This window comes from Mycolicibacterium baixiangningiae, from assembly GCF_016313185.1.
Classification (GTDB): Bacteria; Actinomycetota; Actinomycetes; order Mycobacteriales; family Mycobacteriaceae; genus Mycobacterium; species Mycobacterium baixiangningiae.
Genome location: NZ_CP066218.1, coordinates 408,107 through 432,060 on the forward strand (window position 1 = coordinate 408,107; position 23,954 = coordinate 432,060).

Here is a 23,954-nt window from a genome sequence, read left to right on the forward strand (position 1 = left end):
GATCAGCGGTCGTTCCGGCAGAAGCTGTGGCAGACCCGTTCCCGCACAATCATGTCCGGGCACTCCGGGTCGAACCACCGGTCGACGTAGGCCCAGTGAATCGGATGCATGAGGTACGGGCCCATCAGTCCGTCGAGGTCGGTGAACTCCTGTTCGAAGACATGTGTCCACGGCGATGTTCCGATGGCCTCGGCGACCCGGCTGAGCTGCCAGGAGTGAATGGTCCGCACGTAGCGGGGGAGCAGCCGCAGGTCGTCCTCGAAGCGGCGGACGGTGGCCTCGTCGGCCTCCTCGCGCACGCGGAGCAGCAGGGTCCGATAGACCGTGCCTGATCCGTTCGCGCCGGGAGTCGGGGCGCCGCGGTAGGTGGCGCCGTTGACGTGCCGGACGGCCGGATCGGTCAGCACACTGTCCAAAAGTGCTGTGTGACGGTCCCATTGCTCGCGCTCGGAAAACCGCAGATGCAGCAGGATGTCCCCGCCGTTTCGCACTCCCGGCAGCGTCGGCTCCACGAGACACCGCTGGGCGTCCCACGCGGCGGTTCCCTCACGCAGCGCGTCGAGCAGCCGGTCACGGCCCGCCTCGTCGGCTGTCTCGATCAGCCGGATGACGTTATACATCGCAGAGGGCGTCCACGTCAGCGGCGTCGGCTGCCACGCTTCTGCTGCGTTCGGCGATCAGGTCGTCGACTCCGGCCCACCACGCGCCGAGACCGGGGTCGGGCCTGCCCTGCCATGTCATCTCCCACCAGGCCCTGGCGCTGGGCAGAGACCACGTGACGGTGACGGTGTTGGGCTGGTCGTCGAACCAGACCGGTGGGCTGACGAGCACGTGCTGCAGCGTCATCCCGCGGTTGCGCGCGCCGGGGGCGTATTCCGACAGGTACGTGTCGACGAATCGGCGGCCACATCCGGCTCGGGTGACCACCCGGTCGACCACGAACACCGCGCCGTCAGCCACCTGCCGGGACTCCTGCCATGAGAGTCGCAGCATCGCTGCACAACTGGGCACGCGCGGACTGGGCGATGTCCAGGCTCGGCATCGTCATGAACCCGTGGATTCCACCGTCGAACCGGCGCACCACCGTGGGCACACCGGCAGCGGTCAGCGCGTCCCCGTAGGCGAGGCCTTCGTCGCGAAGTGGATCGTGACCGGCGATCACCATGACGGCCGGCGGCAGCCCGCGCAGATCGGCGTGCAGCGGTGACGCGTACGGGTGCGTGCGGTCGGATTCGTTGGGTGCGTACTGATCCCAGTACCACCGAAGGGCCTGCGCCGGGTTGTAGTACCCCGAGCCGTACAACCGGTACGACTCAGTGGTGAAGTCCGCGGCGATCATCGGGTAGACGAGCAGCTGCGCCATCAGCGGTGGACCACCGCGGTCACGCGCCATCAATGCCGTCACGGCGGCGAGGTTGCCGCCCGCGCTGTCGCCACCGACCGCGATCCGGCCGGCATCGCCACCGAGTGCGGCGCAGTTCTGGGAAAGCCATCGGGTGACCGCGTACACGTCCTCGGCCGCGGCCGGCCAGGCGTGTTCCGGGGCCAACCGGTAGTCGACCGAAACAACGATCACCGCAAGCCGATTCGTGATGTCGCGGCACAAGCCGTCGTGACTGTCGAGGTCGCAGAACACGAAACCGCCGCCGTGGGCGTACACCAGGACCGGCAGCGGGTCCGCAGCTGACGCGGCCGGATGGTAGATCCGGACCCGGAGATCGCCGCCGGGCCCGTCGACAAACCGGTCCTCGACCCCGCCGACCTCCTCCGGTGCGGCGGCTGACACGAATCGCGAGCGGATGGTGGCCCGTGCCTGCGCACCCGTCATCTCGTGCACCGGCGGGAAGCCACGGTCGAGCGCCTCGATGATCCGCGCGATCTGGGGATCGAGCTCACCGCTCATGCGAGTTGCAGCGCAGCCGACTCGTGGGCCGGACGCGGCGTGGGCCCACTGCGAAGCGGCCGCACCTGCTGCAGGGTCGGCGCAACGCGCTGCGGCCCTCCCTCGATGTTGCGCCACACACCCATCGCGGTCATGCGTACCGGAGCGGCGAGGCGCTGGTCGAAGGCCATGCGACCCATGGGACCGCACACGGACAGTGCCGCGACGGCCTCACCGGGCGCGCCGATCGGTGCGGCGACACAACCGAATCCGGGAAGTGACTCCTCCCGGTCGAACGCGACACCGTGTGCGCGCGTCTTGGCCAGTTCGGCGGCCAGTTGCGCAGCCGTGCCGATGGAGTACTTCGTGCGGCGGCTGTCGAGATCGACTGCATCGCACGCGTCCTCGTTGTAAGCGAGCAGTGCCTTGCCGATCGCGGTGCAGTGCGCGGGCTGGCGGCCGCCGACCCGGCTCGGCATGGCCGCCACCATCCGGTCGCCGATCTTCTCGAGGTAAACCACGTCGGCGCCGTCGAGCACCGCGAGGTGGGCGACGAGACCGGTGGCCCGGTGCAGATCGTGCATGAGCGGCGCCGCCGCGCGATGCAGGCGGTCCTGGTGGACGGCCAGCGATCCGAGCTCGACCAGGCGCATGCCCAGTTCGTAGTCGCGGCCGTTGCGGCGCAGCCAGCGCAATTGGACCAGGCGCTCGAGCATGCGGTGGGCCGACGAGCGGGGGAGTCCGGTGCGCCGGACGATCTGGGCCAGGGTCAGCCGACCGGGGCCGTCGAAGGCGTCGAGCACCAGCGACACCCGGTCGATGACCGCGCTGGGAGTGGTGGTTTCCGGGGTGGCCGGGGCTGTGGTCATGACGCCTCCTCGGGGCAGTTGGCATATTCCTATTAGGAATATGCCTTTTTGTACCATAAGGGTGTGCGCGCTGTCACACGGTTGGCCGACTGCGATGCGGAGCACACGTCACGCCTTGGCGGCGGAGCCTCCGGCGCGGCGACCGTAGAAGCTGCCGTCTCCCAGCGACACACCGCTGGCGTAGCCCCACGCTGCCAGCCCAGCAGTCGAGCGGCCCGCGGCGAACAGCCCGGGAATCGGCTCGCCGCTGACGTGCAGCACCTCTGCGTCCAGTGAGGTCCGCAGACCGCCGAGAGTGAAGCCGCCGGTACTCTCGCGAAGATCGATCGCGCCGACCGGCGAGCCGATGGGCCGCAACCACTGCGGCTTCTTGTGCAGCAGAGGGTCTTCGCCCCGTGCCGCGCCCTCGTTGTAGGCGGCCACGGTGGCCTGCAGCGATCCCGGAGGCAACCCGATCTCGCCTTCGAGTTCGGTGACGGTCTCGCACACCCACGTGGGCGGCCGCATCATCAGCTGCGGTGAGAGCGAGGCCATCGCCTCCTCCTGGGCGTCGCCGTCGATGATCAGGTACGCGGTGTTGTTCTGGTGGTACAGCGTCAGCTGCCCCACGCGGCCCGGGTAGGTGTCCTCAGCGACGTACCGTTGGCCACGCTCGTTGACCAGGACACCGCGCACCAACTGCTGCGGGTCGATGAAAACAGCGACCTCGGTGGCGTCCATGTGGGCCAGATCGGCACCCAGCGCCTGCGCCATCCGGATCGCCTGACCGTCGTGTTGTTCGATCGATGCCGCGGGCCGCCCGGCGATCCGCGGCGCGTACTGAGCCACCATCGCGTCGTTGTACGCGAAGCTGCCGGTGGCCAGTACCACGCCACGGCGGGCGCGGATCGTGACATCGGTGCCGTACTGCCGGGCGCAGATGCCGGCCACCCGACCGTCGGACTCGACCACCAGACGCTGTACCCGCACGTCGTAGAGCGCCCGGGCGCCCGCCGCGGTGGCCGTCTCGACGAGGGGCTTCATCAGCATGTAGCCGGCGCTGGCCTCACCCTGCTTCTTGTCCGACATTTGCGGAACGTGGCCGCGGGGCGCCGGAGTGGCGATGGTGTTGAACGGATACGAGTTCTCACCGCCGCTGTACATCAGGCCCTGGTCGCCCATCGGCTCCCAGCCGGGCTCGCCGAAGAACTCGGCCTTGAACGGCACCCCGCATTCGACGAGCCAGTCGAAGTGGGCGACGCTGCCTGCGCAGTAGTCCGCGATCCGAGCCGGGTCGGCACCCGGCCCCATCGCCACGTTGAGGAAGGCGGCCATGTTCTCGACGGAATCCTCGAAACCACAGTCTTTCTGGAGTGCGGTGCCACCGCCGAGATAGATGAATCCGCCGGCCATCGACGCGGCTCCACCCCACGAGCCGGTCCGTTCGAGGACCAGGACGTCGGCCCCCGCCTTGGCCGCTTCCACGGCCGCGGCCGCACCGGCGATCCCGTAACCGGCGATGACCACGTCGGCCTCGTGGTCCCAGGAGGTGATCGACGAGGCCGGGACGGGCCTGACGTCGTCGATCGTCATGGTCTCATCGCGGCAGGCAGGTCACCGACCCACTGGTGCCCCCAGTAGCTGTCGGCGGTGATCTCCTCTGCGGTGTAGTGATCTTCGTCGACCCGCATACCCTCGGTGCCGAATTCGATGTCCCAGTCACCCGGCGCCCGGACGTAGAACGACACCATCTTGTCGTTGGTGTGCCTGCCCAGCGTCGACGACAGCTGGTAGCCGTCGGCGGCGACCCGGTCCAGCGCCTGTCCGACCGCGTCGAGGCTGTCCACCTCCACCATCATGTGCACGAGACCCGGGTCTCGAACGGTCGACGCGGGACAGATCGCCAGGCTGTGATGACGCTCGTTGATGCCGAGGAACCGCACGCGCACCGGACCGAACTCGGGCGGCACCGGCACCCGGAACGCTCCGCGCGACCTGAATCCCAGTACCTCGGTGTAGAACTCGAAGAGTCCGTTCACGTCGAGGGCGGGAAGCACCACGTGGCCCAAACCCTGTGCGCCGGTGACGAATCGGGCCCCGAACGGGGTCACCACGGGGCTATGGTCGAGGACCGCCCCGTGGAACACCTCGAGCGCGGTGCCCGCGGGGTCGGTGAAGGCGATGACCTCCTCGACCCGGCGGGCGTCGGCCTCTTCCAGCGTGAGCTGTTTGAACGGCACCCCTGCCGCGTCCAGATCGCGCTTGACCTGTTCGAGCGCCGTGCGGTCGCGCACCTCCCAGCCCACGGTGACGATCCGGTCGGCGTCACCGGGTTTGACGATGATGCGGGCGGCCCGCTCGTCCATTCGCAGGTACAGGCAGGACTCGTCGGGTCCGCTGCCCTCGGCGAAGCCGAGCACCTGGAAGGCGAAGTGCCGCCAACGCTCCATGTCGGCTGTCTGGACGGTGACGTAGCCAAGACTCTTCAACGCTGTCATCTGTTCTTCCCTCAGATCATCGCCCGCAGCGCACCCTGGGGGTCGATGCCCAGTGAGCTCAATGCCGACGCGTGGTAGATGGTGCCGGGTGTGTGAATGGCGTGTGCGACACCGGCATGCGCGTCACGCCAGTACCGCTGCAGCGGCTTGTCCATGCGAAGTGCATTGCCGCCGGAGCGGGCGAAGATCTGGTCGACGGCGGCCACGGCCCGCCACACCGCCCTGATCTGGTCGCGGCGCACAGCGGCGCGGTCTGCGAAGGTCACCTCCCGGCCGGCGTCGACCATGTCGTAGATGCGGTCGACGTTGGCCAGCAGTGCCTGGCGCGACGCCTGGATGTCGGCAGCGGCGTCACCGACCGCGTACATCACGTACGGATCGTCCTTGACGGCGACGCCGCTGGCGTTGACCCGTTCCCGTTGATAGTCCAGGTGCGCGGCCAGTGCACCCTCGCAGATGCCGATGGTCGCGGAGCTGATGCCGAGCGGGAACATCGTCGACCACGGCATCTTGTAGAGGGTCTTGGTCATCCCCGCCTCGATCTGCGCGGTGCCGTCCATCACCTTGAGGCCGTCCATGGTGCGGTAGGCCGGGACGAACGCATCGCGGACGATGACGTCTTTGGATCCGGTGCCGCGCAGGCCGACCACGTCCCATGAGTCGTCGACGATCTCGTAGTCGCTGCGGGGCAGGATCATGTGCAGGATCTGCGGCGGCATCACCGGAGTGCCGTCGGCATCCCCGACCATCGCGCCCAGGATGATCCAGTCGCACGCATCGGTTCCCGAGCTGAACTGCCAGCGTCCGGTGAACACGTATCCGCCGTCGACGGGCCTCGCCACGCCCTGCGGGGCATACGGCGAGGCGATCCACGTGTCGACGTCGTCGGCCCAGATCTCCTGTGCGACGCGCGGATCGGCATATGCCAACTGATAAGGGTGTACGCCGACGACGCCGTTGACCCATCCGGCCGCGGGATCGAGCGCCGCCGTGGCCATCACGGTCTCGGCGAATTCGCGCGGATGGACCTCGTACCCGCCGTGCTCGACGGGTTGCAGCAACCGGATCGAGCCGACGGCCTTCATGTTCTTGACGGTGGCCTCCGAGAGGTGGCCGAGCCGCTCGGCTTCGGCGGCCTGCTCGGCGAACTGGTCAGCCAGTTCCATCACCCGGTCGATTACCCGCTCGGTCATGAAGGTGTCCTTCTCTCGTGTGGCTGTCTCGATGGTCTACCGCGATGCGGGTCCGCTCGGAAGCGATTCCCGGTGAATGGACGGCGACGCGTCAGAACTCGATGTGGATCTCGTCGGATACGGGCCTGGCCTGGCAGCCGAGGATGGTGCCCTCGGCGATGTCCTCGGGTTCGAGGATCTCGGTGGCGGGCATGTCGACCCGGCCGTCGACCAGGGTCGCGGCGCAGGACCCGCACTGCCCCTCCCGGCAGGAGTACGGCACATCGATGCCCGCGGCGATCATCGCGTCGACGAGAGTCGATCGGTGGGGCCATCGGAGGTTGTGCTCGCGGCCGTCCAGGGCCACCCGCAGGTCGGCCGCCTCACCCTCGGTGGTGGCATCCGGTGGTGTGACGTCGGCGAACGGGTCACCGTCCAGTGATCGGAATACCTCGGTGTGCACGGCCTCGCGGGGAAGACCCGCGTCGTGCAGCGCCGCCCGCACGGTGGCCATGAACGGAGCAGGTCCGCAGATGTAGGCGTCGCCCTCACCGAATCGGCGTGCCAGGGTGGTGAGCTGGCCCCGGTGCGGCAGGCCCTGCACCGATTCCAGCCAGTGCACCACCGACAACCGGTCGGGGTGGCGGGCGGTCAGCTCGCGCAGTTCGGCGGCGAAGATCACCGACCGCTCGTCGCGGTTGGCATAGAACAACATGACCTGTCCGCTGCCCGCGGCAAGCTCCGATTTCAGGATCGACATCACCGGGGTGATGCCGCTGCCGCCGGCCCACAAGAGAAGGTCGCTGTCGAGGTCGTCCGGGGTGAACATGCCCGCCGGCGGTAGCGCCTCGATCACGTGGCCGGTGATCACGTTGTCGCACAACCAGTTAGACCCGTACCCACCATCGACGCGCTTGATCGTGACTTGCAGCGCCGCATCGGTGTGCGGCGAGCTGGCCAGTGAGTAACAGCGGGCCACCGCACCACCGTCCGCACCGGGCACCCTCAGCGTCAGGAACTGGCCGGGCCGGTACCCGATGCGGTGCCGATCCTGTTCGGCGACCGCGAAGACCAACGAACGGGCGTCGTGGGTCTCCTCGATGACGTCGGTCACCGTGAGTTCCACGCTGCGGGGTTCCGATGGCGAATTCACGTGCGCGATCATGGAGGCACACCACGGGTGACCGGAACGCGGCGTCCGTTGACCGGGACGGACCCCACCGTCGGGACCCGCCCCCCGCCAAGCTCGAACATCGTGGACACCTCTGCTGATCAGCTGCCCCACCACGTCGATGCGGTGGTGGTCGGCGCCGGCTTCGCGGGGCTGTACGCCCTGCACAAACTGCGGTCGCAGGGTTTGACCGTCCGGGTGTTCGAGGCGGCTCCCGACGTCGGCGGTACCTGGTACTTCAACCGGTATCCGGGCGCCCGGTGTGACGTCGAGAGCGTCGACTACTGCTATTCGTTCTCCGACGAATTGCAGCAGGAGTGGAACTGGAGCGAGAAGTACGCGACGCAGGCGGAGATCCTGCGGTACATCAACTGGGTGGCCGACAAACTCGATCTGCGGCGCGACATCACCTTCGACACCAGCGTGCGCTCCGCGGTACTCGACGAAGTCACGTTGCGCTGGACGGTGACGACGAACACCGGCACGGTGCTGACGGCCAGGTTCTGCATCATGGCCACCGGCCCGCTCTCGGCGGCGCTCACACCGCAGTTCGACGGGCTGGACACGTTCGACGGTGCGATCTACCACACCGCGGACTGGCCGCACGAGGGTGTGGATTTCACCGGTAAGAGGGTGGCCGTCATCGGCACGGGATCCTCAGGCATCCAATCGATTCCGATCATCGCCCAACAGGCCGCGCAGCTCTACGTCTTCCAGAGAACGCCCAATTACAGTGTGCCGGCGGGCAACCGGCCGCTCACCGACGACGACATCGCCGCCGTCAAGGACGATTACGACGAGCGGAGGCGGCTGTCGTGGCGCAGCGGCGGTGGGTCACCGCACATCGCGCACCCGAAGCTGACGATGGAGGCCTCGGCCGAGGAGCGCAGGGCCGCGTTCGAGAAACGCTGGGAACTCGGCGGCGTGTTGTTCTCGAAGACCTTCCGAGACCAGATGATCGATGCGGAGGCCAACGACGAAGCCCGCAGATTCTACGAGGAGAAGGTCCGCGCCGTCATCAACGATCCGGAGGTGGCCGACCTGCTGATCCCCACCGACCACCCCATCGGCACGAAGCGGATCTGCACCGACACCAACTACTTCCAGACCTTCAACCGGCCCAACGTCGAACTGGTCAGTGTCCGCACGACACCGATCCAGTCCGTGGACCCCACCGGGATCAACACCTCCGAGGCGCATTACGACGTCGACATCATCGTGCTGGCAACGGGATTCGACGCGATGACCGGAGCGTTGGCGAAGATGGACATCGTCGGGCGCGCCGGGGAGGCACTCGCCGACGACTGGCGCGGCGGGCCCAGGACATATCTCGGGCTCGGCGTCGACGGATTCCCCAACCTGTTTCTCGTGTCGGGTCCCGGGGCGCCGGCGGTGCTGGCGAACATGGTGCTGCACGCCGAAGCCCACGTGAACTGGATATCTGACTGCATCCGGTATCTGAACGACCACGGCTACCAGGCCGTCGAAGCCACCTCTCAGGCCGTCGACGACTGGGGCGCCGAATGCACCCGCCGGGCCGAGGCGACGCTGTTCACGCAGGCGAACTCGTGGTACATGGGCGCCAACGTGCCGGGCAAGCCCCGGGTGTTCATGCTCTTCATCGGGGGCTTCGGGGTCTACCTCGACATCTGTGCCGAGGTCGCCGAAGCCGGGTACAAGGGCTTCGAGTTACTCAAGGCGCCCTGACCAGCGAGCGGACCCTGCTCGCGCGGCGAGTATTCACTCGCGCAGCAGGAACGACAGCACGGTGGCCTCGAACGCCGCCTTCGCCTCGATCATCGCCCAGTGCCCGCAGTTGGGGAACACGTGCAGTTCGGCGTTCGGGATCGTGCGCATCGGGAGCAGCGCCATGTCCAACGGGCTGACGCGGTCGTCGCGCCCCCAGGTCAGCAATGTCGGGGCGGCGACCTTGTGCATCTGCGCCCAGGGCAGGGGCGCATCCGATTTGCGCATGAATGCCATCATCTGGGCGAACGCCGCCTTCCCGTACATGCGGCGGGCGGCGGCCAGCGTCTCCGGATCGGTCGCGAGTTGCCAACGCTCCTCGATCAACTGCTCGGTCACCAACGCGGGGTCGTAGACCATCGAGTGCAGCCAGTCGACCAGTCGCTGACGGGTGGGGTCCTCGGTGAACTCCTGCAGCAGTCGGATGCCTTCGCTCGGTCCCGGGCTGAAGACGTTGGTGCCGATGCCCCCGATGGTGACCAACCGCCGGAGGCGATCCGCGTGGTGGATGGCGACGTTGATGCCGACACCACCGCCCATGGAGTTGCCGACGATGTCGACGCGGTCGACGCCGAGGGCGTCCAGGAACGGGGCCACCGCGGTCTGTGCGGTGATCATCGGGTGTCCACCGGTGTCGTCGCTCACCCCGAACCCGGGGAATTCGAGGATGAGGCAACGGAAGTGGGCGCTGAAGGTGGGAAGTACGCCACGGAAGTTGCGCCATCCCGTGACGCCTGGGCCCGAGCCGTGCAGGAACAGGACCGGTGGTCCGTCACCGGTGTCGTAGTACCGCAACGTTCCCGTCTGTGTCGCCACTTCCCGCAGCGGCAGGTCCTGGTCGGATGTCGCGGTCATACAAGCTCCTCATCTCGCTGGTGGTGTCTGGGCGCTCAGCCTGCCGCACTACCGGAAGCCGCGAGGCACCGGCCGGCATCATGTCGGCTGAGGACCGCGATGGTCCTCCGCAGCCGGATTCTCGAATCAGCTGTCGTGGAACGCTGTTGGACGAGCGCTAGCAAGGTCGACGACAAGATGTCGGCAACGAGCTCACCGATCTGCCGCTGGCCAAGAGTCGGTTGGTCACGGCCCATCGCTGCCGCCAGCATCCGGCTGAGGCTGTTGCGCACGAGGTCGGCGTTCGTCGCGGCGCCACTGTCCGCGCACAGGTAGGCCCGCGTGAGCGCATCGGCGAGCGCCGGTTGCGCCCACAGTCGCGCGGTCACGAAATCGGCAAGCTGCAGTAGCCGGTGATACGGGTCCTCGAGCCCGTCCACAGCGGCGTGCGCGTGGGGTTCGCATGTCGAGAGCCACTGCAGAAGGCAGGCCACCAGTACGTCATCCTTCGAGGAGAAGTACTGGTACACGGTGCTCGGCGCCACATCGGCCAGTCCCGCGACCGTTCTGATGTGGACCGCGTCGTAACCGTCGGTTGCCAGGTGCAGCGCAGCGGCGACGATGCGTTCGCGGCGGTCCACACGGACCATCGTGCCGTCTGGCGATCGGCACGGGCGAGGGACATTCCGCTCATCGAGACGTCAGCCCTCGGCGGGGAACGGGTGTACAGCAGGATGAGGTGACATGGCGACCGAGCGAGGGGCCCACGGCATGGATGACACGGCAAGGCCTGATCCGGCGCTGCTGCGCCGGGTCGCCATCTCCAGCCTGCTCGGCACGGCCATCGAGTACTACGACTTCCTGGTCTACGGCACGATGAGCGCGCTGGTCTTCGGGACCGTGTTCTTCCCCGAATCCGATCCCGCGGTGGCCACCATCGCCGCATTCGGCACTCTCGCGGCCGGATATGTCGCCCGTCCCGTCGGGGGAATCCTGTTCGGGCACTTCGGAGATCGTCTCGGCCGCAAGTCGATGCTCGTGCTGACGATGGGGTTGATGGGCGTGGCCAGCTTCCTGGTCGGCGTGTTGCCGACGTTCGCGGCCATAGGCGTGGCGGCGCCGATCCTGCTGGTCGCGCTGCGGGTGATCCAGGGCATCGCGATCGGCGGTGAGTGGGGTGGAGCCACCCTCATGGTCACCGAACACGCCGAACCGCATCGCCGCGGCGCCTGGAACGGCGTCATGCAGATGGGATCGCCGATCGGTTCACTGCTGTCGGTGGCGGTCGTCACCGCGATCACCCTGATGCCGGACGAATCGTTCACCTCTTGGGGCTGGCGGGTGCCGTTCCTGCTCAGCCTGCTGCTCCTCGCGCTCGGCATCTATGTGCGGTTATCCGTCACGGAGAGTCCGGTGTTCGAAGAGGCCAGACGTGCCGACCGCCGTCCGGATTCCGCACCGCTCGTCCAGGTGCTGCGGCGTCCCCGGAACCTCGTCTTGGCGTGCGCCGTGGGAATCGGTCCGTTCGCGCTCACAGCGTTGATCAGCACGTACATGATCAGCTATGCCACCGCAATCGGGTACCACCGCACCGATGTGATGACCGCTCTGATCTTCACGTCGACGACGGCACTGGTCACGATCCCGCTCTTCTCGGCGCTGTCGGACCGGGTGGGTCGGCGGGCGGTGATCGTCGCAGGGGGGATCGGCATCGTCTGCTACGCGTGGCCGTTCTATGCGTTGGTCGACGTGGGGTCGGTGGCGGTGCTCGTGGTGGCCATGGTGATCGCGCAGGTGCTCCAGTCCTTGATGTACGCCCCTCTCGGCGCGCTGTTCTCGGAGATGTTCGGCACGCGGGTCCGATACACCGGTGCATCGATGGGTTATCAGTTCGCCGCGCTGCTGGGAGCCGGTTTCACACCGCTCATCGCCAGCAGCATGATGGCCGACGGGATGTCCCGCACACCCCTGGTGATGTTGGCGGCCGGTTGCGGGCTGGTGACCGTCGTCGCGATCTGGCGCGTCAGCGAGACGCGTGGCAGCGACCTGGCGGATGCGGGAACCCGTCCGGCACGGCTCTAGTTGCGGAACCGCTTCAGATACGACACCAGTCGGCGCGCGGGGACCGGCCGCGGCCAGTCCTCGGTGCGGAAGTGGGCGTCTGTGCCACCGTCGACGAAGATGATGCTGCCGCACAGGAATTCGGCCGCATCGGAGAGCATGAACCGGACCCACTCGGCGAGCTGACCGGCGTCTCCGAAACCGCCCACCGGGACGGGGAACCGCTGCACAGCCTTGGCCTGCCGCGGCGACGCCAACTGCTCTTCGAGCAGCGGCGTCATGATCGCACCGGGGGCCAATGCGTTCAGCCGGATACCGGCGCCCGCCCACTCCGGCCGGATCGCGTGGCGCCGCACCCAGTGGCTGACCGCGAGTTTCGAGGCCGCGTACATGATCGCCGGTGCCACCGGTCCGAACAGCCGCACGGCGCGCACCGCCTTGTCGACGTCACCGGCGAGCAGCGCCTTCACCGCGCGGTCGGGCACAGCGGGCGTGGTGGTGGTCGAATTGCTGGATATGACAACGACTTTCGCGTTACCGGCAGCAGCAAGCGCCGGTCGCCATCCGGCGAGCAGTTCCACCACCCCGCGATAGTTCACCTCGGCGATCAGCCGGACCCGGCCCGCCCCGGAGCTCGGGCCGATGCCCGCGGCGAGTACGGAGCCGTCCAGATGGCCGTCCGCGGCGGTGATCACCTGCGCGACCGCGCGCGCCCGTCCGTCCGGAGTGGACAGGTCGGCCACCACGTCAGCGTCTTTGAGGTCGACGCCGATGACGCGGTGACCGTCCGCACGGAGCCGCTCGGCGGTCTCACGTCCCATTCCCGACGCCGAACCCGTGATCGCATAGGTGCCCATGACCGACTGTGGCACACGGGGCGGGCGGGCGGCACTTCGGGGCACCCCGGTCGCCCTACACTCGATCAGATCGCGGAACCGTCGACCACCGACCCCGCATCCTGATGTCCCAGCGCCGGGCGCGGTGGCAGGCCGACGTACCCATGCCCGGCCGATCGTAGGATCGGCCGATGACGACGACCGAACTCTACGAGGACTTCACGAGCACCTACGGGCCGTGGGCTGTCGTCGCCGGCGGTTCGGAGGGCGTCGGCAGCGCCTTCGCCACTCGACTCGCGCGAGCCGGCGTGCACCTGGTGCTGATCGCCCGGGGTGCTGACGCGCTCGAGGAGGTCGGTGCGCAGTGCCGCGAGCACGGCGTCGAGGTGCGGACCCTCGCGGCCGACCTGACCTCCGCTGACGACGTCGCTCGGATCTGCGCGGCTACCGACGATCTCGAGGTCGGACTGCTGGTGTACAACGCCGGATCCCATTCGAACCGAACCGATTTCCTTGACAGCGACCCCGCCGCGGCGCAGCGGGTCATCGACCTCAACATCACCGCACCGCTGGCGATGACCCGGCACTTCGGTGCGCGTATGCGCGAGCGGCGACGCGGCGGCATCCTGCTGGTCGGGTCGCTGGCCGGCCACCTGGGCGCCGCCCACCAGGTCGTCTACTCCGCGGCGAAGGCATTCAGCCGGATCTTCAGTGAAGGTCTGTGGCTGGAGCTGCGCGACCACAATGTGCACGTCCTGCACCTCGTCCTCGGTGTCACGAGGACCCCGGCCATGGTTCGGGCCGGGTTGAACTTCGATATCCCCGGCATGCCGGTGTCCGAACCGGACGAGGTGGCCGCCGTCGGGCTCGCGGAACTCGCCAACGGACCCGTGGTCCACATCGGTGACAACGCCAGTAACCCGGCGCTGCGCGGCGATCTGGATCGCGCCAAGGTGGTGCTCGGATCGCACAAGATGCTGCAGAAGCTCACCGAGCGGGCCCGGCAGCGGGTCCAGGACTAGCTTCATGCGTCTCGGACTGTCGACCCCGGTGGTGGTGCAGGTACCCGGTGTGGCGTCGGAGTGGGAACGCGACGCCGGTGTGGAGGAACTCGCCGGCATCGTGACGCTGGCCGACGAGCTCGGATTCGACTTCCTGACATGTTCCGAACACATCGCGGTGCCGGCCGCGGACGCCGCGGGCCGGGGCAGCACCTACTGGGATCCGCTGTCGACGCTCGGCTTCTTCGCCGCCCGCACCGGCCGCATCCGCCTCGCCACGTCCGTGGTGGTGCTGGGCTACCACCACCCGCTGGAGATCGCGAAACGGTTCGGCACCCTCGACCGCCTCAGCGGGGGCCGTCTCGTCCTCGGCGTCGGGGTCGGATCGCTGGCGGAGGAGTTCGCGCTGCTCGGCGCCGACTGGGAGAACCGAGGCGCGAAAGCCGACGAAGCGATGCGCGCGTTGCGTGCCTCGATGTCGACCACTCACCCGCAGTTCGACGGGGCCCATTTCCGATACGACGGCTTGGTGGTCGACCCGTGTGCGGTCCAGCCGCGGGTGCCCATCTGGGTCGGCGGGCGCACGATGCGCTCACTGCGCCGCGCTGTCGAACTCGGCGACGGGTGGATGCCCTTCGGTCTCGGCGCCGACGAGATCACCGCCATGCTCGGCTCGGTGGGGATCCCGTCCGGGTTCGACGTCGTCCTCAGCACGGGGAGGGCGCTGGACCCGATCAACGAACCCGACGGCACCGCCGCACGCCTGCGACGGCTGGCCGCGGCCGGCGCGACGGCCGTCACGTGTGCGGTGGCCGCGCGGTCGGCGGCGCACTATCGCGAACAGCTGTCCGCGCTGGCCGCGACGATCGATGATGTGGAGACGACGTCGGCGTGACTGACATGGCCGACCGCGAACGCCGGAGGGACAGATATGCCTGAACGCAACACCCCGGTGATCGTCGGTATCGACGGCAGCGACAGCGCGCTGCAGGCCGCCCGGTGGGCCGGGGCGGTCGCCGACGTCTGCGGTGCACCGCTGCACATCGTGCACGCCATGCCCAGCATCGGGCGCAACCTGACGGAGACCGCCGTGGCCATCCAGGCGGCGATCATGTCCTATCAGCACGACTCCGCGCTGATCTTCCTGCGGGCCGCGACCGACGCCGTCCAGCAGGATCAGCCAGACCTGTCCATCACCACCGAGGCCAGCGAGACACCCGTCGACGAGGCACTCATCGATGCCAGCGCTACGGCGCGGCTGATCGTTCTCGGCGGGAAGGACGTCACCGGGGCGGCCGCGCTGCTCCTGGGGTCGACGACCCTACGGGTGGTGACCAATGCGGCGTGCCCCGTGGTCGCGTTCCGCGGCGACGTAGTCGGTGTGTCCGACAAGCCGATCGTCGTCGGGGTCGACGGCACCGCGGCGGGTGACGGCGTGCTGGCGACGGCGTTCGAGTTCGCGAAGGCCATGGCGGTCAAGCTCATCGCCGTCCGGTCGTGGACGACACGGGCACCGGCAGGTGACGTCACCATCCCGTTCCTGATCGACTGGGATGCGCTGGAGGCCGCCGAGTGGTCCGCGCTGACCGGCCAGGTGGACCAGTGGCGTCAGCGCTATCCCGAGGTCGACGTGGAAGGTGTGGTGGAGACCATGTCGCCGGGCCGGGCCCTGCTGCGCCACGCCGAGGATGCGCAACTGGTCGTGGTGGGCAGCCGGGGCCGAAATGCGTTGACAGGCTTGGTACTCGGGTCGACCAGCATGAACCTGCTGCACCACAGCCAGGTGCCGGTGATGGTGACGCGGGCGCAGCCCGAGTGATCACGGCACCTGCGGTCTGATCTCCTCGACCACCCACTGGGCGTAGTCGAGATATTCGTCGACGCCGCTCACCGGAGGCAGCGGTACGGCGCTGACGGTCACACCCTGCTCACCCAGCCAGCAGAGGCGGTCGACGATCTCGGCCGCGGTCATCCCGGGCCGCCCACGCGGATCGTCGCGTGCGACATGCCCTTCGCCGACCCGGGTCGTGCCCAGGCCGTGGACGACGTCGAACGGCCTGCCGTCGTAGGCCGGTTGGGATTTGATGAACTCGACGCGTTCGGCGATCTTGTCGGGCGGTGTGAGGAACGACCACCACCCCGACGCGTATTTCGCCGCCCGGCGCAGCGCCGCATCGGCGTCACCGCCGATCCAGATAGGCAGATGCGGCTTCTGGACCGGCTTGGGTTCGAAGGCGACGTCGTGGAAGGACACGAACTCGCCGTCGAAAGTGGGGGAGTCGCTGGTCCACAGTTCGACGATCGCCGCCAGATACTCGTCCGCGATGCGGCCGCGCTTGTGGAAGGGCACCCCGAGCAACTCGAATTCTCTTTCCAGCCAACCCACTCCGAACGTCACCATCATCCTGCCGCTGCTCATCCAATCGGCGGTGGCGAGCGCCTTGGCGAGGACGATCGGATGCTGGAGCGGCAGCACGGTGATGCAGGAGTTGAGCCGGATCCGTTCCGTGGCGCCGGCGAGATAGGCCTGAGCCACCGTGGACTGCAGATAATGCGGACCCGAGAGTTCCACGTGCTCGTCGGGGATCACGAAATGCTCGGGGACCGCGATCATGTCGTAGCCCCACGCGTCGGCGCACTTGGCCATCCGGGTCTGATCGGCACCCGTGACCTCTGCTTCCCAAGGCTGCATCATCGCCTTGAGTCGCAGCATGTGCGGCAGGTTGAAAACGAGCTTCACGCGGACCTCCTGCGCTACTTGAGCATGCTGCCGGCGTCCTCTCCGGATCGACCGACCCAGACTGATCGACCGATCAGGAGCGTGACACCGAGGGCATGGGTTGTCAAGCCTCGTGCGGCGTTCCGGTGAGCCTGCTCAATTGGCGTTCCATGAACCGGCGCAGCTCGTCGTGGCCCAGCGTGACACCGACCGCGCTCTCGTTGCACAGGCTGCGTGCCGTCTGCGCGATGAGCATCGAGACCGCGACGGGCGGGTACTTCTCCAGGTCGACGCCGCGGGCGCGCAGTGCCACGGTGACCGCCGCCGCCTCGATGTCCCGGACCCGTTCGGCGTAGGACTTGAGTTCGGCGCGGATCGCCTTGCGGTGGTTGGCCAACGCCATGAACTCGGCGTTGAGGCCGGTCAACCGCAGGTCACTGTTCATCGCCCAGAGGGTCTGGAGCGGTTCGTCGTCGGTGAGTGCCTCGCGCATCCGCTCCAGCGACGCCTCCGCACCCGCCCGCAGGACTTCGACGAACAGGTCGTCCATGGTGGGGAAGTAGTAGTAGACCAGCGCCTGTTTGACGCCCGCCTCAGCGGCCACCCGGCGTGACGTCGCCGCGGCGTAGCCCTCGTCGCGCATGATCTTCGCGGTGGCCTCGATCAGGCGGTGCCGAGCTCCGGTGTCCACTCGGGATTGTCGGGCAGTCGGCATTCAGCGCGCCTTCGCTCGGGGGTTTCTTGACCGCCCGTCGAGCACCGTGGTAAGCATGGCTCATTCTATCAACCTGATCGATCGACCAGGATGTGCACTGAAGGAACTGATCGTCCGTGACCGATCTCGCCTCAATCGACTACTTCTCCGATCCGGTGGTCAGCCAGAACCCGTACGACTATTGGGATTTCCTGCGCGAGCAGGGCCCGGTCGTGCGGGAACCGCACCACGGTGTGGTGGCGGTGACGGGTTATCAGGAGGTGCTGGCGGCGTTCAAGGACCACGACCACTTCTCGGCGGTCAACGCGATCGGCGGGCCGTTCCCGCCGCTGCCGTTCGAGCCCCGAGGTGACGACATCACCGAGCAGATCGAGGCGCACCGCCATCTCTTCCCCATCCACGAGCACATGGTCGTGATGGATCCGCCCGCACACGAGCGTGCCCGGTCGCTGCTGGCCAAACTCCTCACTCCGCGGCGCCTCAAGGAGAACGAGGAGTTCATCTGGCAACTCGTCGATCACCAGATCGACCAGTTCATCGACAACGGTCGCTGCGAATTCCTGTCGGAGTACGCGAAGCCGTTTGCCACATCGGCCATCATCGATCTCCTCGGGGTTCCCGAAGCCGACCGTCCCGCATTCCTCGCCGCACTCGGCGCCGAACAACCGAGGGGCAACCGGGTGGGGTCGCTCGACGGTGAACCCGTGGGGCTGGACCCGCTGCAGTACCTGGACGACAAGTTCGCCGGCTACCTCGCCGATCGCCGCCGCGAACCCCGGGATGACGTCTTGTCCGGGATGGCGGGCGCGACCTATCCGGACGGGTCGACCCCGGAACTGATGGAGGTGGTCAAACCGGCTACCTTCCTGTTCGCCGCGGGACAGGAGACCGTCACCAAGCTGCTGAGCGCGGCCGTCCAGACCCTCGGCGACAGGCCGGAGTACCAGGAAACCCTCCGCGAGAACCCGGACCGGATACCGGCTTTCATCGAGGAGTCGCTACGGATGCACGCGCCCACGAAGGTCGATTTCCGATTGGTCCGCAAGACCACCACGCTGGGGGATATGCGCTTGCAGGCGGGGACCGTCGTGATGCTGTGCCTCGGTGCGGCGAATCGCGACCCGCGGAAGTTCGACTCTCCCAACGAATTCCGGCCCGACCGTAAGAACGTGCGTGAACACATCGCGTTCGGTCGCGGCATCCACACCTGCGCGGGCGCGCCGTTGGCGCGGGTGGAGGGCAAGGTCACCGTTCGCCGACTGCTGGATCGCCTGCGCGACATCACCATCGACGCGAGTGTGCACGGTCCGGCGGAGCGACGGAACTACTCCTATGAACCGACGTTCCTGCTGCGTGGGTTGACTGAGCTGCACATCGAGTTCACGACGGCGGGCTAGAGCGGCTCAGCGGTTTCCGTACATGCGCGCGATGTCCGGTGAATCCAGCCAGCCCGAGTAGGTGGGCCGCTTCGGCCACCCGTCCGGGGAGTCCTGCCACTCCTCCTGGCGGCCCCACGGCAGGAGGTCGATCAGCGGGAAAGTGTGGCTGAGTTGTTCGGTGCCACGGCCGTTGGTGTGCCAGGTGCGGAAGACGGTGTCGCCGTCGCGCAGGAAGACGTTGACGCCGAACCCGCCGCCGGGCGGTGCGTCGACATCGGCGCCGAACGAACTCTCCGACGACGAGTACCAGTCCATCTTGTTGCCGACCTTCTCGCGATAGGCCAGCGCCTCCTCGATGGGGCCGTTCGTCACGATGACGAACCTGGCGTCATAGCTGTCGAGGAAGTCCAGCCGGGTGTATTGCGATGTGAGACCGGTGCATCCACCGCACTGCCACTCCTGACCGTCGGTCCACATGTGGTTGTAGACGATCAGCTGGGAACGGCCCTTGAACACGTCGGCCAGCCGGACCGGCCCCTCCGCCCCGATCAGGGTGTAGTCGGGCATCCGCACCATCGGCAGGCGCCGGCGTTGCGCGGCGATCGCGTCCAGTTCCCGGGTGGCGGCCTTCTCGCGTATGCGGAGCTCCTCGAGCGCCGCCCGCCAGGTCTGTTCGTCGGCTTCGGGCGGAAGCGCCGGGGCGGCGTCCTGCATGGGGCGGTTTGGCGTTCCAGTGGTCATCGCGGTCTTCCCGTCGTCGTGCGATCTGTCTCTGGTACAGACCCAGTGTCGCCGCGAAACTCATCGCCCGGCGCGTTTTTGGGCGACCGAATTTGTCGGTGGATCGAACTAGTGTTCGATGTATGGATGGGGAGTTCAGCACCGCGGTCGACCGCCTGTTGGCGGCCGTCACGGAGATGCAGGCCGCCTCCATCAACGACCTGACCCATCCGCAGATCGTGGGGGAGCTGGACCGGATCAAACAGGCCGTCTGGGCGGTGCCCAGCGTGGAGCATCGGTTGACCGCGCGGCTGGTCGAGGAAGCCAACCCCCACGACCTGGGTGCGACGTCGATGAAGAAACTGCTCGCCGACCGGTTACGGATCACGGAGAAAGACGCCGGTGAACGGCTCACCGACGCCCGCCAGTTGGGTCCTCGCTACACGCTGACCGGCGAACGCGTGAAAACTGACCTGGCCCACACCGCCGCCGCGGTGGCCCGCGGGGACATCGGGCACGCCCATGTGCGCGTCATCCAGGAGTTCGTCAAGAAACTCCCCGTCTGGGTGTCCTTCGCCCGCCGCGACGACTACGAACACACCCTCGTCGGCCACGCGAAGGAGTTGCGACCCGACCAGTTCAAGAAGGCCGCCAAAGCCCTGCTGGACTTCATCGACCAGGACGGCACCGAACCCGACTACCGAACCCAGCAGCGCCGCCGCAGCCTCAAAATGGGTCGCCAGCAAGCCGATGGGATGAGCCGCGTCGAGGGCTACATCGACGCCGAAACCCGCGCCCTATGGGATGTGGCGGCCGCCAAACACGCCGCCCCCGGGGTCAACCTGCCCCACGACGACACCCACACCGGACGCGATGACCGCACCCCCGAACAACGCCACCACGACGCGTTGAAACGGGTCCTGCGTGACACCGTGGAATCCGGGACCCTCGGACAGGTCGCCGGGGTGCCCGCCACCATCGTCGCCACCACCACCGTCAACGAACTCGAACGTGCGGCGGGGTGGGCCGACACCGGCGGCGGCAACAAACTCCCCATCCGGGATCTGATCCGGATGGCCGCACGCTCCCGGCACTACCTGGCAGTGTTCGACGACCACACCGAAGAAATCCTCTACCTCGGCCGCGCCCGCCGCAACGCCACCACCGCCCAGAGATTGGCCCTGTTCGCGAGAGACAAAGGCTGCACCCACCCCCACTGCACCGTGCCGTTCTACTGGACCGAAGCCCACCACACCCACGACCACGCCAAAGGCGGGCGCACCGACATCCCCGACCTCACCCTGGCCTGCCAACCCGGCAACCTCATGGTCGAGAAAACCGGATACACCACCGTGCGCCCCGGCAACGGCCGCACCCACTGGATCCCACCCAAACACCTCGACACCGGCCAACCCCGAGTCAACAACTACTTCCACCCCCACCGCTACCTCACCGATCACAAGGACCAGGACGATGATCCCGAGTAGCGGTGCAGGCCAATATATTCCACGCTCCGGTGCGCTGCCCGTACCGGCTGGCGAGGTGTGCGCTTTTGCTGCTAGCCCCCATTGGCTGGGCCGGCCGCATCGGGTGGAATCAGTTCACCGCAAAAGAAACTCGACAGGAGATACGCCATGCCCGCTCGAAAGTCCCGCGGCGCCGCAGACGAAGGCGTAACCCGTGCTCAGCCGTGGCCTGGCAGCTCCTCGATGAGCTCCTCCAGGAAGCCGCCGGCTTCCCGGCCCGCCCGTTCGACATCCCCGGCGGCGATGGCCTCGACGAGTCCGTCGTGTGGGATCCGTTGTAACGCATGGGATTCGAATGTCGTCGCGACACTCGCGGTCACCACCTCGGTAAGACCTCGGTACAGCTCGGTCAGCACTGTGTTGTGCGAGGCCCGCACCACGGCGAAGTGCAATTCGGCATCGGCCAGGACGAACTGGTCGTGGGCGTCGAGCGCGTCCCGGCGGGCGAGCAGATCACGGATCCCGGCGAGGTCCTCGTCGGTACGGGCGGTGGCCGCCAACCGCGCGCTTTCCACTTCGAGGCAGCGCCGCACCTCGAGTACCTCGCGCAGTTCCGAGCCGCACAGTCTGCGCAAGGCCCCGGAGACCTCGCTGGTGGCCCGAACGTAGGTGCCGTCGCCCTGTCGGACTTCGAGGATCCCGCTGTGCGCCAGCGCGCGCACCGCTTCGCGGACCGTGTTGCGGCCGACGCCGAGCGCGGCGACCAGCGCAGGCTCCGTCGGAATCCGCGCACCGACCGGCCATTCGCCGGCGGACACCGACTCACGCAGTTGGGCGATCACCTGGTCGACCAGACCCGCGCGACGGGTGGTGACGAGCGGCACCCGAAACCTCCATTCATCCAATCATGGGATGTATGGGAGGATACCGCGGTGAAGGGCACCTCGCGCATCGACGCCACACCCGGTCAGGCGGGCCTCACCGAGGCTCCCGGCGCCCGGGCTGCCGGCGGCGTCCTGCTCACGATCGCGGTCATCCTCACGGCGCTCAACCTGCGTCCCGCGATCACCAGCATCGGGCCGCTGCTCGGCGATATGCGCGAATCGATGGGCGCGACCGCCACCTGGGCCGGCGTACTGACCACCCTGCCCGGCTTGTGTTTCGCCGCCGCCGGAATGACGGCGCCGTGGCTGTCCCGGCGGATCGGGCTCAGCCGGGCCATCAGCGCGGCGTTGACCATCCTCATCGCCGGTCTGCTCATCCGTGTCCTCGACGGTCCCTACGTGGTCCTCGGCGGAACCCTGGTGGCCACCGCGGGTATCGCGCTGACCAACGTCCTGATCCCGGTGGTGATCAAAGGGTCCTTCCCGGCCCGCGTCGGGCTCATGACCGGCGTCTACACCGCTGCCCTCCAAGGCGGCGGCGCGCTCGGCTCGGCGGTGACACCCGGACTGGAAGGCGTGTTCGACGACTGGCGGGTGGCGCTCGCCGCGTGGGCGGCCGTGGCGCTCGTGGCGCTGCTCGTCTGGCTCGTGGCCTCCCGCGGGATCCCCGGAGCCAAGCCGTCGACGGTCCGGATCAAGGGACGGTCCCTGCTGCGCAATCGCTTGGCGTGGACGGTGACGCTGTTCTTCGGATGCCAGTCGCTGCTGGCCTACGTGATGATGGGCTGGCTACCCGAAGTGTTCATCGACAGCGGCGTGAGCAAGTCGACCGCGGGGCTGCTCGTTGGGCTGATGTCTCTCATCGCGGTCCCGATCAGCATCTTCATCTCACCGCTGGCTGCCAGGTCGTCGAGCCAGAGTCCGTGGATCGTCGGGCTGGGGGTCATCGGTGTGGCCGGCGTGATCGGGTTGCTCATCGACCCCGGCGCCGCCCCGCTGCTGTGGACCGTTCTCGTGGGGCTCGGTCTCAGTGTGTTCTCGCTGGCACTCACCGTGATCGCGTTGCGCGCCCGCACCACGGAGGACACCGCCCAGCTGTCCGGCATGGTGCAGGGCTTCGGCTACCTGCTGGCCGGCCTCGGTCCGTTCCTGTTCGGGCTCCTCCATGACCTCACCGACGGCTGGACTGTGCCGTGGACCATGGTGCTGATCGTCTATCTGGTGCAGATGTTCATGGGCGCGTTGGCCGGCCGCAACCGGTACGTCTGACCGCCCCCGTGTGAAAACTACTCAGCCCACGCCGAGTTCTTGATCACGTCGACGAAGTCGATCCGCCGGAAGCCGGGGACGAAGTGTTCGAGCACATCGGCGTTGACGGTGCCGAACGTCGTATCCGGGCGGTCCTGGAATCCCTCGGTGAACGCCTGCAGGATGCGGTTTTTGAAGTCCGGCCGCGGATGCGCCTCGGTCACGGCGGTCAGAGCGGCGGAGTCGATGACGTCCAGGCGCAGTCCCAGCACGTCGGTCTCCACTCCTGCGGTGGTCGCCGCGATCACCGGATCCAGCTTGTACGGCACTTCGGGCGTGGTGTGCAGCGCGATCGCCGTCCACACCACATCGGCGGGCTCACCCGTGACATCTCGCGAGGCCAGGAAGTCCCGCGCTGCGTCGGCGCTGTCCATCTCGAAACGCTGGCTGGTTCCCCGGTAGGGCGGCACCAGACCGGTGTCGTGGAACAGCGCTGCGACATAGAGCAATTCGTCGTCGGGATGCAGATCCAGCGCGCGGGCCTGCAGACTTCCGAAGAGGAACACCCGGCGGGAATGGTGGAAGATCAACTCATTGGTGGTGTCGCGGATCAACTCCGTGGCCTCCTTGGCCAATCGGCTGTCCGGGATCGTCACGCCGGCGATCACATCTGTCATCGGTTCGTCCTTTCTGTGCACTCGGTCGGCGGGATCAGCCGACCCTCGCTTCCGACTATCCGCCGCACGCCCCCACCGGCACCGCACGCAACTGGCC

Annotated in this window: 24 protein-coding genes; 8 read left to right on the forward strand and 16 right to left on the reverse strand. The window is 67.7% G+C overall.

All coding sequences use genetic code 11. The features are described 5' to 3' along the window. Positions 1 to 2: 2 nt before the first annotated feature. The 8 genes from I7X18_RS01925 to I7X18_RS01960 form a co-directional block, all read right to left on the reverse strand. The gene (locus tag I7X18_RS01925) at positions 3 to 620 is read right to left on the reverse strand and encodes a Dabb family protein (protein ID WP_193044815.1); all 618 of its coding nucleotides are present in this window, start codon (positions 618 to 620) and stop codon (positions 3 to 5) included. Beyond that, the gene (locus I7X18_RS01930) at positions 613 to 960 is read right to left on the reverse strand and encodes a hypothetical protein (RefSeq protein WP_193044814.1); all 348 of its coding nucleotides are present in this window, start codon (positions 958 to 960) and stop codon (positions 613 to 615) included. The genes I7X18_RS01925 and I7X18_RS01930 overlap by 8 nt, the downstream gene beginning before the upstream one ends. Further along, on the reverse strand, positions 953 to 1,903 hold the full coding sequence (locus I7X18_RS01935) for a LipP1 family hormone-sensitive lipase (RefSeq protein ID WP_193044813.1): 951 nt from the start codon (positions 1,901 to 1,903) through the stop codon (positions 953 to 955). Before I7X18_RS01935 ends, I7X18_RS01930 begins: the two co-directional genes overlap by 8 nt. Then, positions 1,900 to 2,751, reverse strand: a complete 852-nt coding sequence (locus I7X18_RS01940) for an IclR family transcriptional regulator (protein WP_193044812.1) — start codon at positions 2,749 to 2,751, stop codon at positions 1,900 to 1,902. Before I7X18_RS01940 ends, I7X18_RS01935 begins: the two co-directional genes overlap by 4 nt. Before the next feature lie 108 nt (positions 2,752 to 2,859). Then, positions 2,860 to 4,323 (reverse strand): FAD-dependent oxidoreductase, encoded by a 1,464-nt coding sequence (locus I7X18_RS01945; RefSeq protein ID WP_193044811.1) that lies wholly within the window; start codon positions 4,321 to 4,323, stop codon positions 2,860 to 2,862. Then, complete coding sequence (bphC, locus tag I7X18_RS01950) at positions 4,320 to 5,228, reverse strand: biphenyl-2,3-diol 1,2-dioxygenase (RefSeq protein ID WP_193044810.1); 909 nt, start codon at positions 5,226 to 5,228, stop codon at positions 4,320 to 4,322. Before bphC ends, I7X18_RS01945 begins: the two co-directional genes overlap by 4 nt. 11 nt (positions 5,229 to 5,239) lie before the next feature. Then, complete coding sequence (locus I7X18_RS01955; protein WP_193044809.1) at positions 5,240 to 6,421, reverse strand: acyl-CoA dehydrogenase family protein; 1,182 nt, start codon at positions 6,419 to 6,421, stop codon at positions 5,240 to 5,242. Between the two features lie 91 nt (positions 6,422 to 6,512). Continuing rightward, a complete protein-coding gene (locus I7X18_RS01960; RefSeq protein WP_193044808.1) occupies positions 6,513 to 7,565 on the reverse strand; it encodes a ferredoxin--NADP reductase in 1,053 nt (350 codons plus the stop codon). A gap of 90 nt (positions 7,566 to 7,655) precedes the next feature. On the opposite strand from I7X18_RS01960, the gene I7X18_RS01965 reads away from it, so the two are divergent. Next, a complete protein-coding gene (locus I7X18_RS01965) occupies positions 7,656 to 9,278 on the forward strand; it encodes a flavin-containing monooxygenase (RefSeq protein WP_193044807.1) in 1,623 nt (540 codons plus the stop codon). Positions 9,279 to 9,311: 33 nt separating this feature from the next. Here the strand turns inward: I7X18_RS01965 and I7X18_RS01970 are convergent, their stop codons facing one another. Then, entirely contained in the window at positions 9,312 to 10,172 is an 861-nt protein-coding gene (locus I7X18_RS01970; protein ID WP_193044806.1) for an alpha/beta fold hydrolase, read from the reverse strand. 35 nt (positions 10,173 to 10,207) lie between these two features. After that, on the reverse strand, positions 10,208 to 10,801 hold the full coding sequence (locus I7X18_RS01975; protein ID WP_193044805.1) for a TetR/AcrR family transcriptional regulator: 594 nt from the start codon (positions 10,799 to 10,801) through the stop codon (positions 10,208 to 10,210). 121 nt (positions 10,802 to 10,922) lie between these two features. On the opposite strand from I7X18_RS01975, the gene I7X18_RS01980 reads away from it, so the two are divergent. Further along, complete coding sequence (locus tag I7X18_RS01980) at positions 10,923 to 12,233, forward strand: MFS transporter (protein ID WP_193044804.1); 1,311 nt, start codon at positions 10,923 to 10,925, stop codon at positions 12,231 to 12,233. Here the strand turns inward: I7X18_RS01980 and I7X18_RS01985 are convergent. Next, the gene (locus tag I7X18_RS01985; RefSeq protein WP_193044803.1) at positions 12,230 to 13,069 is read right to left on the reverse strand and encodes an SDR family oxidoreductase; all 840 of its coding nucleotides are present in this window, start codon (positions 13,067 to 13,069) and stop codon (positions 12,230 to 12,232) included. The genes I7X18_RS01980 and I7X18_RS01985 overlap by 4 nt on opposite strands. A 170-nt stretch (positions 13,070 to 13,239) precedes the next feature. On the opposite strand from I7X18_RS01985, the gene I7X18_RS01990 reads away from it, so the two are divergent. From I7X18_RS01990 to I7X18_RS02000, 3 genes are read left to right on the forward strand one after another with little or no spacing between them, the layout of a single operon-like run. Further along, the gene (locus I7X18_RS01990) at positions 13,240 to 14,070 is read left to right on the forward strand and encodes an SDR family NAD(P)-dependent oxidoreductase (RefSeq protein ID WP_193044802.1); all 831 of its coding nucleotides are present in this window, start codon (positions 13,240 to 13,242) and stop codon (positions 14,068 to 14,070) included. A 4-nt stretch (positions 14,071 to 14,074) separates the two neighbouring features. After that, complete coding sequence (locus I7X18_RS01995) at positions 14,075 to 14,944, forward strand: LLM class F420-dependent oxidoreductase (RefSeq protein ID WP_193044801.1); 870 nt, start codon at positions 14,075 to 14,077, stop codon at positions 14,942 to 14,944. A 36-nt stretch (positions 14,945 to 14,980) separates the two neighbouring features. Beyond that, positions 14,981 to 15,868 (forward strand): universal stress protein, encoded by an 888-nt coding sequence (locus tag I7X18_RS02000; RefSeq protein WP_193044800.1) that lies wholly within the window; start codon positions 14,981 to 14,983, stop codon positions 15,866 to 15,868. Here I7X18_RS02000 and I7X18_RS02005 read toward each other — a convergent pair whose 3' ends face one another. Together I7X18_RS02005 and I7X18_RS02010 are read right to left on the reverse strand one after the other, a co-directional pair. After that, positions 15,869 to 16,789 carry a TIGR03619 family F420-dependent LLM class oxidoreductase gene (locus tag I7X18_RS02005; protein ID WP_193044799.1) on the reverse strand — a complete coding sequence of 307 codons (921 nt, stop codon included), beginning with the start codon at positions 16,787 to 16,789 and terminating at the stop codon, positions 15,869 to 15,871. Positions 16,790 to 16,892: 103 nt separating this feature from the next. Beyond that, positions 16,893 to 17,483 carry a TetR/AcrR family transcriptional regulator gene (locus I7X18_RS02010; protein WP_193044798.1) on the reverse strand — a complete coding sequence of 197 codons (591 nt, stop codon included), beginning with the start codon at positions 17,481 to 17,483 and terminating at the stop codon, positions 16,893 to 16,895. A 116-nt stretch (positions 17,484 to 17,599) separates the two neighbouring features. Between I7X18_RS02010 and I7X18_RS02015 the strand changes: the two genes are divergently transcribed. Further along, positions 17,600 to 18,880, forward strand: coding sequence for a cytochrome P450 (locus tag I7X18_RS02015; RefSeq protein WP_193044797.1), 1,281 nt, complete (start codon positions 17,600 to 17,602; stop codon positions 18,878 to 18,880). 6 nt (positions 18,881 to 18,886) lie between these two features. Here I7X18_RS02015 and I7X18_RS02020 read toward each other — a convergent pair whose 3' ends face one another. After that, complete coding sequence (locus tag I7X18_RS02020) at positions 18,887 to 19,603, reverse strand: DUF899 domain-containing protein (RefSeq protein ID WP_404822746.1); 717 nt, start codon at positions 19,601 to 19,603, stop codon at positions 18,887 to 18,889. Positions 19,604 to 19,725: 122 nt separating this feature from the next. Between I7X18_RS02020 and I7X18_RS02025 the strand changes: the two genes are divergently transcribed. Next, positions 19,726 to 21,069, forward strand: a complete 1,344-nt coding sequence (locus I7X18_RS02025) for an HNH endonuclease signature motif containing protein (RefSeq protein ID WP_193044796.1) — start codon at positions 19,726 to 19,728, stop codon at positions 21,067 to 21,069. A 197-nt stretch (positions 21,070 to 21,266) separates the two neighbouring features. On the opposite strand, the gene I7X18_RS02030 is transcribed toward I7X18_RS02025, so the two are convergent. Continuing rightward, positions 21,267 to 21,932: a FadR/GntR family transcriptional regulator gene (locus tag I7X18_RS02030; protein WP_193044795.1), complete on the reverse strand. Its 666-nt coding sequence runs from the start codon at positions 21,930 to 21,932 to the stop codon at positions 21,267 to 21,269. A gap of 48 nt (positions 21,933 to 21,980) precedes the next feature. Between I7X18_RS02030 and I7X18_RS02035 the strand changes: the two genes are divergently transcribed. Continuing rightward, positions 21,981 to 23,201: a CynX/NimT family MFS transporter gene (locus I7X18_RS02035; RefSeq protein ID WP_193044794.1), complete on the forward strand. Its 1,221-nt coding sequence runs from the start codon at positions 21,981 to 21,983 to the stop codon at positions 23,199 to 23,201. A gap of 17 nt (positions 23,202 to 23,218) precedes the next feature. Here I7X18_RS02035 and I7X18_RS02040 read toward each other — a convergent pair whose 3' ends face one another. After that, positions 23,219 to 23,857 (reverse strand): HD domain-containing protein, encoded by a 639-nt coding sequence (locus tag I7X18_RS02040; RefSeq protein WP_193044793.1) that lies wholly within the window; start codon positions 23,855 to 23,857, stop codon positions 23,219 to 23,221. Between the last annotated feature and the right edge of the window lie 97 nt (positions 23,858 to 23,954).